The organism is Polynucleobacter sp. MG-6-Vaara-E2 (genome assembly GCF_018687695.1).
Taxonomy (GTDB): domain Bacteria; phylum Pseudomonadota; class Gammaproteobacteria; order Burkholderiales; family Burkholderiaceae; genus Polynucleobacter.
Map to the genome: position 1 here is coordinate 1,059,987 of NZ_CP061303.1, position 11,829 is coordinate 1,071,815.

12 protein-coding genes are annotated in these 11,829 nt (G+C 47.0%); 4 read left to right on the plus strand and 8 right to left on the minus strand.

Annotated elements, in window-relative coordinates:
* Positions 1–156: 156 nt before the first annotated feature.
* From pssA to ICV38_RS05590, 5 genes are all read right to left on the minus strand, one after another.
* Entirely contained in the window at positions 157–930 is a 774-nt protein-coding gene (gene pssA / locus ICV38_RS05570; protein ID WP_371819251.1) for a CDP-diacylglycerol--serine O-phosphatidyltransferase, read from the minus strand.
* A gap of 114 nt (positions 931–1,044) precedes the next feature.
* Positions 1,045–1,692 carry a phosphatidylserine decarboxylase gene (locus tag ICV38_RS05575; RefSeq protein WP_215378155.1) on the minus strand — a complete coding sequence of 216 codons (648 nt, stop codon included), beginning with the start codon at positions 1,690–1,692 and terminating at the stop codon, positions 1,045–1,047.
* A gap of 53 nt (positions 1,693–1,745) precedes the next feature.
* Positions 1,746–2,762 carry a ketol-acid reductoisomerase gene (gene ilvC / locus ICV38_RS05580; protein ID WP_215378157.1) on the minus strand — a complete coding sequence of 339 codons (1,017 nt, stop codon included), beginning with the start codon at positions 2,760–2,762 and terminating at the stop codon, positions 1,746–1,748.
* A 55-nt stretch (positions 2,763–2,817) separates the two neighbouring features.
* Complete coding sequence (gene ilvN, locus ICV38_RS05585; protein WP_011902903.1) at positions 2,818–3,309, minus strand: acetolactate synthase small subunit; 492 nt, start codon at positions 3,307–3,309, stop codon at positions 2,818–2,820.
* Complete coding sequence (locus tag ICV38_RS05590) at positions 3,309–5,093, minus strand: acetolactate synthase 3 catalytic subunit (RefSeq protein ID WP_215378160.1); 1,785 nt, start codon at positions 5,091–5,093, stop codon at positions 3,309–3,311. The genes ilvN and ICV38_RS05590 overlap by 1 nt, the downstream gene beginning before the upstream one ends.
* A gap of 192 nt (positions 5,094–5,285) precedes the next feature.
* Here ICV38_RS05590 and ICV38_RS05595 point away from each other — a divergent pair, with 192 nt between their 5' ends.
* Genes ICV38_RS05595 through ICV38_RS05610 form a run of 4 tightly spaced genes read left to right on the plus strand, consistent with a single transcriptional unit; the run spans position 5,286 to position 7,500 of the window.
* Positions 5,286–5,855, plus strand: coding sequence for an RNA polymerase sigma factor (locus tag ICV38_RS05595; protein ID WP_215378162.1), 570 nt, complete (start codon positions 5,286–5,288; stop codon positions 5,853–5,855).
* The gene (locus ICV38_RS05600) at positions 5,852–6,313 is read left to right on the plus strand and encodes a DUF3619 family protein (RefSeq protein WP_215378165.1); all 462 of its coding nucleotides are present in this window, start codon (positions 5,852–5,854) and stop codon (positions 6,311–6,313) included. Before ICV38_RS05595 ends, ICV38_RS05600 begins: the two co-directional genes overlap by 4 nt.
* 11 nt (positions 6,314–6,324) lie before the next feature.
* A complete protein-coding gene (locus tag ICV38_RS05605) occupies positions 6,325–6,942 on the plus strand; it encodes a DUF3106 domain-containing protein (protein WP_215378168.1) in 618 nt (205 codons plus the stop codon).
* A 21-nt stretch (positions 6,943–6,963) separates the two neighbouring features.
* Positions 6,964–7,500 (plus strand): RDD family protein, encoded by a 537-nt coding sequence (locus tag ICV38_RS05610; protein WP_215378171.1) that lies wholly within the window; start codon positions 6,964–6,966, stop codon positions 7,498–7,500.
* A gap of 14 nt (positions 7,501–7,514) precedes the next feature.
* Here the strand turns inward: ICV38_RS05610 and ICV38_RS05615 are convergent, their stop codons facing one another.
* The 3 genes from ICV38_RS05615 to ICV38_RS05625 are packed head-to-tail and all read right to left on the minus strand — an operon-like array spanning position 7,515 to position 11,827.
* On the minus strand, positions 7,515–9,983 hold the full coding sequence (locus tag ICV38_RS05615) for an ABC transporter permease (protein ID WP_251368114.1): 2,469 nt from the start codon (positions 9,981–9,983) through the stop codon (positions 7,515–7,517).
* A gap of 8 nt (positions 9,984–9,991) precedes the next feature.
* Entirely contained in the window at positions 9,992–10,777 is a 786-nt protein-coding gene (locus ICV38_RS05620) for an SDR family oxidoreductase (protein WP_215378176.1), read from the minus strand.
* A 60-nt stretch (positions 10,778–10,837) separates the two neighbouring features.
* On the minus strand, positions 10,838–11,827 hold the full coding sequence (locus ICV38_RS05625; RefSeq protein ID WP_251368115.1) for a tripartite tricarboxylate transporter substrate binding protein BugE: 990 nt from the start codon (positions 11,825–11,827) through the stop codon (positions 10,838–10,840).
* Between the last annotated feature and the right edge of the window lie 2 nt (positions 11,828–11,829).

The window sequence follows — 11,829 nt, forward strand, 5'->3', positions numbered from 1 at the left end:
AATGCTGGGGCTGGTATTGGTGGTTAATGAATATTCTTTATCTCATCAACTCAGGCCTTACCCGCCCCAAGCGTAATGCTTAGTGCCAGTAGAAGAAGGCCGGTTAAAGGTGAAAAATTCATCAACATGGAATTAATATACCCCAAAAATGCGGATTTAGCTAAAACGCTTACCGCTGAGACGCTCCCATGCCCAAATGACATAGCCTGAGATCGAATACACAACAAATAAGCCAAATAGCGTCAATGGTGGATTTGATGAGATCAGTACAAAGGTCAAAATCAAGAGGACCATGACACCAAAAGGCACGCGGTAGCGAACATCCAAGGCTTTTCCACTATAAAAGCGCGCATTAGAGACCATCGTCAAGCCAGCATAAACAGCAATTAGAAATGTAATCCAGGGTATTGCGGTATCACGCACTGGCAACTTGTTGTCATCGGCTAGCCAGATAAACCCAGCAATCAAAGAGCCTGCTGCTGGACTAGGTAGGCCTTGGAAAAACTTTTTATCTACGACGCCAGTGTTCACATTAAAGCGAGCCAATCGCAAGGCAGCGCCAGCGCAATACGTAAAAGCTGCAAGCCAGCCCCACTTGCCCAAATCTTTGAGTGCCCATTCATAAGCAACCAAAGCCGGTGCAACGCCAAAGGAAACCATATCAGCTAGAGAATCGTATTGCTCGCCAAACGCACTTTGCGTATTGGTCATGCGCGCTACGCGACCATCCATACCATCTAACACTAGCGAAGCAAAAATAGCGATGGCTGCAATCTGAAACTGATCGTTCATCGCATTAACGATGGCGAAGAAACCGCTAAACAAGGCTGCGGTAGTAAATGCGTTTGGTAATAGGTAAATGCCTTTACTACGATGGCGAGGCTTAGGAGGATGCAACTCCTCTACTTCGTAATCTACTCCATCCCCCAAAGCATCAACCCACTCGGCTTGAGTAGACTCTATTCGTTTATGAGCAAGGCGACTGCGCTCAATACGACCACGACGGCGAAATGTAGTCAATGTATTTCCGTTAAAAGATTGAAATCAATCTAAGCCTGGCACACGTGCCAAAGCGGTATTGGTTGCAAACACTTTATCACCCACAGAAACTAAAGGCTCTGCAGTTAAGGGCAAATAGACATCCACACGAGATCCAAAACGTATGAAGCCATAGCGCTCACCCGCTTTCAGGCGATCACCCACGTAGATATAGCAAAGAATACGACGTGCAATCAAACCAGCTACTTGTACCAAGGTCACGATTTGACCGTTAGCATCGATAACTACTGCGTTGCGCTCATTCTCAGTAGAGGCTTTATCTAGATCTGCATTAACAAACTTGCCAGGGAAATATTGAATCGCCTTAACCAATCCATTTACAGCACTGCGGTTAGAGTGCACATTAAAGACATTCATGAAGACGCTAATTTTGAGCGCTTCTCGTCCAGCATACGGATCATTAGCAGTCTCAACAACCACAATACGTCCATCAGCAGGAGATAAAACAAGATCGCGACCTAAGGCAGGAATGCGCTGGGGATCACGAAAGAACTGCAGAACAAAGACAAAAATTATCCAGAGTGGCCAGGACCATGCGATACCACCAAATTGGTGAACTAACAAAGTCACTACCCCCACTAGCGCCAAATAGGGCCAACCTTCTTTCGCAATAATGGGGTGCGGATACATCATCTTTGTTCTGAGCCTTTTAAGTTACTTTAATTTAGGAATCCTGAGTTCTTCACTTAGTTTTTCGTTTGATCAACTAATTTGTTCTTAGCAATCCAAGGCATCATCGCACGGAGTTTTGCGCCAACCACTTCGATGTCATGCTCAGCATTCAAACGGCGACGTGAAATCAATGTTGGAGCACCAGCTTTGTTCTCGAGGATGAAGCTCTTTGCATACTCACCAGTTTGAATGTCCTTCAAGCACTGACGCATTGCGTTCTTAGTATCTTCAGTAACAACACGTGGGCCGGTGACATACTCGCCATACTCAGCATTGTTAGAGATAGAGTAGTTCATATTGGCAATACCGCCTTCGTAAATCAAGTCAACAATCAACTTGAGCTCATGCAAGCACTCAAAGTAAGCCATTTCAGGAGCGTAGCCTGCTTCAACCAAAGTTTCGAAGCCTGCTTTGATCAACTCTACTGCGCCACCGCACAAAACAGCTTGCTCACCGAACAAGTCAGTTTCGGTTTCTTCGCGGAAATTGGTTTCAATAATACCGGCACGACCACCACCGTTCGCAGTTGCATATGACAAAGCAACATCGCGAGCTGAACCAGATTTATCTTGGTAAACAGCGATCAAATGAGGAACGCCACCACCTTGTGAATATGTGCCGCGTACAGTATGACCAGGAGCTTTTGGAGCAATCATGATTACGTCCAGGTCAGCGCGTGGCTGTACTTGACCGTAGTGCACGTTAAAACCGTGAGCAAAAGCGAGCGCTGCGCCCTGCTTAATATTGGCGTGCACTTCTTTGTTATAAACATCAGCAATTTGCTCGTCAGGTAACAACATCATGACTACGTCGGCATCTTTCACAGCTTCGCCAACTTCTTTCACTGTCAAACCTGCATTAGCAGCTTTGCTCCAGGAAGCGCCGTTCTTACGCAAACCAACAGTCACGTTACAGCCTGAATCCTTGAGGTTCAATGCATGTGCATGGCCTTGTGAACCGTAACCAATGATGGTGACTTTCTTGCCCTTAATGAGGGACAAATCTGCGTCTTTATCGTAAAAAACTTTCATGCTCTTTCCTTGTGTTGAAAAATATCGTTATTAGAGTAATAAATCAGTTAAAAAATTAAACTTTCAAGATGCGTTCACCGCGACCAATTCCAGAGCCGCCTGAGCGAACTGTTTCCAGAATCGATGCACGATCGATCGAATCAATAAATGCATCCAACTTAGCGCCATCACCAGTAAGCTCGATGGTGTAACTCTTATCAGTCACATCAATGATGCGACCACGAAAGATATCCGTAGTGCGCTTGAGCTCCTCACGCTCTTTACCAACTGCACGCACCTTAATCATCATGAGCTCACGCTCAATGTGCGGGCCTTCGCTCAAATCGAAGACCTTCACCACTTCAACCAAGCGGTTTAAGTGCTTTGTGATTTGCTCAATCACATCATCCGAACCAAAAGTTACGATGGTCATGCGAGAGAGGGATGGATCTTCAGTAGGTGCAACGCTTAAGGTATCAATGTTGTAACCACGTGCCGAGAACAAACCCACAACACGTGACAAAGCACCCGGCTCGTTCTCAATCAAGACAGAAATAATGTGTCGCATTACAGATCCTCACTACCCAAAAGCATTTCAGTAATACCCTTACCTGCTTGGACCATAGGCCAAACGTTTTCTTCTGGGTCAGTCTGGAAATCCATAAACACTGTGCGATCTTTCAAGCGAATCGCTTCTTTGAGCGCGCCCTCAACATCAGATTTTTTCTCGATACGCATACCGACATGCCCAAAGGCTTCTGCCAACTTCACAAAGTCAGGCAATGAATCCATGTAGGAACTGGAATAGCGTTTGTTATAGGTAAGCTCCTGCCACTGACGAACCATACCGAGGTAACGGTTGTTCAATGACACGATCTTCACTGGTGTGTTGTATTGCTTACAAGTGGAGAGCTCTTGAATACACATCTGGATTGAGCCTTCGCCAGTAATGGCAAATACATCCGTTTCAGGAAAAGCCTTCTTAATACCCATTGCGTATGGCAAGCCTACGCCCATGGTGCCAAGGCCACCAGAGTTAATCCAACGACGGGGTTTATCAAATTTATAGAACTGCGCGGCCCACATTTGATGTTGACCAACATCAGAAGTAATGATGGCATCACCACCTGTGAGCTCCCAAAGCTTCTGAACTACGTACTGTGGCTTCACAATTTGTGATGCCTCATCATATTTCAAGCAATCTTTTTTGCGCCATTCGTTAATCTGATCCCACCAAGCGGCAATCTTGTCACCATTCTTGCGAGGACCAGCCGCTTTTAATTGCGCAGTCATTTCAACCAATACTTCTTTGAGGTTGCCAACGATAGGCACATCCACTTTCACGCGCTTAGAAATCACAGAAGGATCAATATCAATGTGAATGATCTTGCGCGGATGACCAGCAAAGTGGGCAGTATTACCAATAACACGATCGTCAAAGCGCGCACCGATTGCAATCAATACATCGCTGTGTTGCATCGCCATATTGGCTTCATAGGTTCCATGCATACCGAGCATGCCCAAAAACTGCGGGCTGGTGCCTGGATAACCACCAAGACCCATCAGGGTGTTGGTAACGGGATAACCGAGAAGGTCAGCGAATTCTTTTAACTCCGGTGCTGCGTCAGCCAAAATGATGCCGCCACCGGTGTAGATATATGGGCGCTCAGCCTCTTGCAACAATGCAATCGCTTTACGGATTTGGCCACTATGCCCCTTGACTACCGGGTTATAGGAACGCATCTCCAAGGTTTCTGGGTATACGAATGGCGCTTTGGCTGCAGATACATCCTTAGGAATGTCGATCAACACAGGACCTGGGCGACCAGTTTGAGCAATGTGGAATGCCTTCTTCAAAACCAAGGGCAAATCTCGAACATCCTTCACGAGGAAGTTATGTTTAACCACAGGACGAGTAATACCAACTGTGTCGGCTTCTTGGAACGCGTCTTCACCAATTGCGTATGTTGGTACGTTACCGCTGATGATCACCATGGGTATTGAATCAGTATATGCAGTAGCAATACCAGTCACCGCATTCGTCACACCTGGGCCGGAAGTAACTAATGCAACACCAACCTTACCGGTTGCGCGAGCATAGCCATCGGCGGCATGCACAGCAGCTTGTTCATGGCGAACCAAAATGTGCTCGAACTTGTCTTGTTTAAAAATTTCGTCGTAGATAAAGAGAACAGAACCGCCTGGGTAACCCCAGACATATTCAACACCCTCTTTGTGCAGTGCATGCACAAGCATTTCAGCACCAATCATTTCTGGAGGAGCTGCTACGGTATTTGGATTTGATTCTTTGTTAGCTTTATTAGCTAAAAATTCGGCGCTGCTTGTATTCATTTTCTTTCGTCCTTTGCAATTTTCGGCAAAAAATTGTTTGGTCTGTTCTATCTCCTGCTTATGGCCTGAGTTCGAACGGCGCTGCTACCGGAAAAACCACTTCTTGAATGAGAATCTAGGTAGTAAGCCCTATATTCTATAGCAATCCCCTAAAATGGCTCAATTCTTACCGATTCAGGTGTAATCGATTGCATGGCATCAGCCCAAGAACTATCTGACTTTTTGAGTAGCATCGAGCAGCGCGCCTTTAAGCAGGCGGTGTATGCCGTTCGCGATGACGATGCCGCCCTAGATATCGTTCAAGACGCCATGATCAAGCTGGCTGAGAAATACGGCGATAGGCCAGCTGCTGAATTGCCTCTAGTTTTCACCAGAATCTTGCAAAACCGCATCCATGACTGGTTTCGACGCCAAAAAGTCAGAAACGCCTGGGTCACACTTTTTTCTAGCTTGAGCAGAAAAAGCGATGAAAACGACGATTTTGACCCCTTGGAGTCACTTTCCGCCCCGGATGACAGTGAAATTCACCAAGATGGGTCACAAAAGCTAGAACAAAGTCAGCTTTTACAGGCTTTGGAGTCGGAAATAGCTAAATTACCTGTGCGTCAACGAGAAGCCTTCCTGATGCGTTATTGGGATGAGCTAAGCATTACTGAAACTGCCAAAGCGATGAGTTGTAGTGAAGGCAGTGTCAAAACCCATTGTTCGAGAGCAACACAAACCTTAGCTAAAGCATTGAAATTAAAAGGAATTACCCTGTGAAACACCTTGATGAAACCCTAAGCCAGATCCAAGCGGACCGATTTGGTCGAGCGAGTGCCGCCCTGTTGACCCAAGGCGCTCAAAGCCTGCCTGCCGGTATTAAAGACCGTCTTCATGCTGCTCGCATGAAAGCACTCTCTGTTCGCAAGGCTGAAAAGGTGCGTGCTCAAAAGCCTGTTTTTGCTGGCTCGATGGGCAATTTTTCCTCAGGCTCAAATGGCCTGTGGGATACCGTTAGCTGGGTAGCGCCTTTGGTCGTTCTGGTATTTGGTCTCATTGGTATTGGGCAGTGGCAAAACGATTCACGCATCACCGACATTGCTGAAGTAGATGCTGCACTTCTGACAGACGATGTTCCACCAGACGCTTATGCTGATAGTGGCTTTATGGCCTTCCTTAAAAATGGTCCTCTGTCCGACTCTGAAGATAATGCTTCTGATTTATCTCCGAGCAAATAATTCAACATTCAATGCTTTCAACATTGAAGTCTCTCGCTAACAACGCCATGGTTGCGGTGATAGCAGCCATCTTTGTATTGTGTGCGCCAATGAGCCACGCACAAACAGCTGGTGGCAGTGCGCATGGCAAAACAACCGCCATTCCCTTGAAGGCGCCCGACGGTACTTGGGATGGCTTAAATCCCGCTCAACAAAAAATTCTGGCACCACTTGAAAGCGACTGGGATTACATGCTCCCCGATAGTCGCAAGAAGTGGATATACATTGCTAACTTCTATCCCAAAATGAGCGCCCAGGATCAAGAGCGACTTCAGTCTCGCATGACGAGCTGGTCTAACCTCTCACAAAAAGATCGCCGCATTGCTCGTGAAAATTATTTAGCCAGCCTTAAGTTTCCAGCAGAGAAAAAAGCGGAAGCCTGGAGTGCATATCAAAAGCTTAGTGATGAACAAAAGAAAAAGCTTGCGGATATGGAGGCTAAGAAGAAGCCAAACGCAATTAATGCTCCTACCTTGCAGCAACACACTATCAAACAAGAAACTACTCCCCCGCCGCCGGCACCGAGACCACGCGCAGTAGTTCCTGAAGCCGCACCCGCTCCTGCGCCCGCTAGCACTGAGTCACAATAAGCATTTGAGCTACCTAGCTTTATGACGCCTGCTGAATTAAATGCTTTACCGTCTCCAAACTTTTGGCGCCGCGTATCTTGTTGTCTTTACGAACAACTGGTTTTGCTTGGTGTAGTCGCGCTGACATTCCTACTTCCCAATCTTGGCTTGGGAATTTTGTTTGGCGTAGCATTACCAAGCTGGCTCACTTTCTTATATCTCTATGCAGTGCTCGGCGTGTACTTTGTTTGGTATTGGACTAAGTCTGGTCAAACCCTCGCCATGCAGACATGGCGTGTACGTATGATTGGCGGCAATGGCTTTAACTTGAGTCGTCGTCAAGCTTTGTGGCGTTATATCTATGGATCACTCTGGATTATTCCCTGCATTATTTTGCAATGGATACTACATCTTGAGAAATGGCAAATTATTGAGATGCTATTTACAACTGCCCTCCTCTTTTGGCCACTCAGTATTTATTTGGATCGTCGAGAACCCAGCTTACGTCAGAGTCTTCCAGATCGCCTTGCAGGCTCAAGATTGGTTGAGCTACCAAAGAATCTCGTTACGCTCTCCTAAGGTACCTGGAGCACCTAGGCCTCTCGCAAACATTCCACTGCAGTAGCAGCTTGGATTCGATTCTGAAAACGATATCCCGCAGCTAGTGAAGCCACTACTCCAAAGGTTATTCCCATGAGAATAGATTGCGCAAAGGCATTAAATTCAATCTCCATCACGTAGCGACCTAAGACCCAAGCGGCCGCTCCTGCCGCAATACCTGCTAACAAGCCGGCCGCCAAACCAATTAGCAGTAACTCCATCCGAGCAATCTGACTTAATACAGAACGTGATGCTCCCATTGCTTTTAAGAGAGCAGCATTTCTGAAGCGCTCATCTTGCGTTGCTGCTATCGCTGCGATCAAGACGAGAATAGCGGCGATGATCGTAAATGCAAATAACAGACCTAGTGCTGCTGATAACTTATTCAAGACCTCTTGAATCTGCTGTAGGGATGCAGATACGTCCACTAGAGTTAAGTTGGGATAGGCTTGGCTTAACTCAAAATCCAAAATGTCTTTATTGGGGTTTTGATAGTACGAGGTGATCCAAGATGCAGGCATGCCACTGAGTTGTGCTGGAGGCATGATGACAAAGAAATTGACCCTCATCGACCCCCAATCTAATTTACGCAGCGATGTAATGGGCGCACTAACCTTCTCGCCCGCCACCTCAAAAGCAATTTGATCGCCCAGCTTGAGCTTGAGTGTCTTAGCAATTCCGGCTTCCATTGATATTTGCGGGCTTGTGCCTTGAATCCATTCACCTGAAACAATGCGGTTACCCAATGGCAATTGATCTGTGTATGACAGGTTAAATTCTCGATCAACTAAACGCCGCGCGTTTTCTTCAGAGTAATCGACTGGGGCAACTTCGCGGCCATTGACTTCAATCAAGCGGCCTCTGACCATAGGATAGAACTCAGGCTTAGTTACACCACCCTTCTGCAGCGCTTGAGTGATACCGTCTTTTTGATCTCCTTGAATATTGATCATGAAGCGATTAGGAGCATCAGTAGGGATATTGCCTTGCCAGGTGCTCAATAAATCTTGGCGCAAGAGCAAAATCATTAAGATAGCCATGATGGCTATACCCAAAGCAGTGATTTGCATCACTGCAAATCCAGCGCGACGACCCATCGCAGTGAAGGTAAAGCGTATTGCAAAGCTATTAGCACTAACTTTAGATACTAACCAAAGAATGCAACGCGCAGTTGCTGCAAAAATGAAAATTGCGGCAGCAAAACTGAAACCCACCCAAAGCGCCAACTTGCCATCCTTGGCGGCGACCCAAATTAAAATAGCGCAAGTAAACAATGACAACAGAGCAAGCCAAACCGTAGCCATAGTTGCTAATTCAAACTCTTTACGTATGAGTCGCATGGGTGAAACATTTACCAGACTTAATAATGGTGGTCCAGCGAATGCAAACAGAAATACCCAAGTAAATACGATGCTCCACAACATTGGAGTGAGTGAAACTGAGGGCAAGTTAGCTACCATCAGATTGCCAAGCAATCCTGTGAGTAGCTCCTGAATAAGATAACCAAATACTGACCCCACTGCAGCAGCAAAGACTCCAAGCGACAATAAGGTCGTCACTTGTTTTTTCAGTATTACACCCCTGGTGGCGCCAAAACATTTCAGCGCGGCACAGGCATCAGCCTGACCCACCATATAGCGTCTTGCAGATAAGGCAATCGCAACTGCCGCAATCATGGCCGTTAGTAGAGCAACCAAAGATAGAAATTGCTCTGCCCTCTCTAGCGTTTTACGCATGATTGGCTGGGCGTTTTCGAGTGTCTCAATCCGGAGACCGCGAAGGTTTTCACTTTCGATATGGGTGCTGGCCCATTTTTGATAGGCAGCGATCTGCTCATCTGGTCCAGCCAATAGCAGACGATAGGTGACGCGACTACCTAGGCCAATCAGTCCGGTCGATTGAAGATCTTCCAAGGACATCATGACCCTAGGTGCAAAATTCATAAAACCAGCACCTCGGTCTAACTCACGCATCAAGACTCCAGCAATGACAAATTGCCGGCCCCCAAGACGCACTGAATCACCCAACTGGGCATGCAGATTGTTTAATAGCGCAGGCTCTACGTAAACGGTGCCCCTCATTAAGCTGGAGGACATTACCTGCTGACTTGACTCCACTTGTAGAGAGCCACGTAGTGGGTACTTAGGGCTGACTGCCTTAATCGAGGCCAATTTACTGTGTGAGCCCACAGTTGCCATACTCGGAAATACGACCGTTTGCGCAATCTGCAGTTGTCCATCTTGCGCCTCCTGAAGAAAGCGCTCAGATAAAGGTTGATCAGATGCAATCAGGAGGTCAGAAGCAAGTAACTGGCGCGCATCAAATTCAAATGCCCGATGCATTCGGTCGGCTAAAAAGCTCACACTGGTCATTGCGCTCACCGAAGTGATGAGTGCAAGCAATAACCATTTCAGCTCTTTAGAGCGAAGATCTTGCCGCAAGCCTCGCAGAAGGCTAGTCAAGAAATAGGTCAAATTGCCTGTATCTGGCCGCCATCAATTCTCATGACAGTGCCAGTAATAAAAGAAGCATTTTGACTTGCTAAAAACGCAGCTGCATCGCCATACTCTTTAGGGTCGCCATAGCGACCCATTGGAATTTGGCGCAAGCTGGCCTTCACCACCTCTTCATAACTTGTACCTTCGCGTTTCGCTCTCGCTTCATCCAATTGGCGAAGGCGATCAGTTGCTACCCTGCCCGGCATGATGACATTCACAGTAATGCCCTCGCTTGCTACTTCTGAAGCCAGAGTCTTAGACCAGCCCAATAAGGCGGCACGTAAAGTATTGGAGATCGCCAAATTCTTAATCGGGGCAATCGCACCTGATGTGGTGCTGGTAATGATGCGACCCCATTTACGTTGACGCATACCAGGTAGAACACGATCAGTAATGGCAATCAAGGACAAGACCATATCGTTAAAGCTTTTCTGCCAAAGTGCAGGATCCTGACCAGCGGCGGGAGTTGGCGGAGGGCCGCCAGTGTTATTAATCAGAATATCAATCGGACCAAGCTCATTTTCTACCTTAGTAACTAAGCCATCAATGACGGATGGGTCTGATAAGTCCCAGTTGAGCGCTAGAGCAACACCGCCAGCAGCCTGAATCAATTCGACTGACTTTTGCAATCCCTCCGGGCTACGACCAGTCACAGCGACTTTAACGCCCTCGCGCGCAAGAGCCACTGCCATTGCCTGACCTAAGCCACGGCTTGATGCCATGACTAATGCAACTTTTCCTTTAATCCCTAAATCCATTTTGTCCCCACTATTGTTTTATTTATGACAACTTATTCGTATCGGTAATGCTAAAGCAATTTAATCCAGAACCAATTTTTGCTTAGCAACGACTTCTTTGTAAACCGTGTACTCGGCTTTAATTTCTTTCGCAAAAGCATCTGGCCCATTTACATTAATGAGGGAGCCAGTATCTTCGATGCGTTTTTTCACGGCAGGGTCGTTGACCACCACTTTCAGTGCGGCGTAATACTTGTCCACCACATCCTTAGGCAAGCCTGCAGGCCCCAGGAAACCGTAATAGGCCATGCGGTTGACCGGTGCAAGACCAACCTCAGAAAAAGTTGGTACGTTTGGCAACTGCGCTAGGCGTTTAGGCGCCGCTATGACAATGGGAACTAGCTTGCCATCCTTAATAAACGGCAAAGAGGAAGGTAAGTTATCAAAAATCATCGACACTTGACCACCCACGGTATCCGCTAAAGCAGGACCTGCGCCACGGTAAGGAATATGAACAATGAATACGCCCGTCAGGCTTTTAAAGAGCTCAGTTTGAAGGTGGCCAATACCGCCTGTTCCAGAGCTTGAGTAGGAATACTTACCGGGGTTCGCTTTTAAGACCTGCATAAAAGTTTTGAAATCTTTTGCTGGAAATGCTGGATTTACTGCAATGATGTTCGGTGTTGCAGCAATATTACTAATGGCTGTGAAATCCGCAATCGGGTCGTAGCCAATCTTCGGATTGATTGCGGGATTGGCCGCAGTGGTTGATACCGTTGCCATGCCAATGGTGTAACCATCTTTTGGCGCCCTCATTACCTCAAGCGCACCGACTGATCCACCACCCCCTGCCTTGTTCTCAACAATCACCGGCTGGCCTAGTTGACGACCTAAAGCATCCCCAACAGCGCGGGCAATGATGTCAGTACTACCGCCCGGAGCAAAGGGAACGATTAGGCGGATAGGCTTGTTTGGAAAACTTTGAGCATGGGTAACTGAACACAAAATCAGACTAGTAAATAATGTTGCGAATGCGCTTTGTAACTTAGTTCTCATAACAATCCATTTCATAT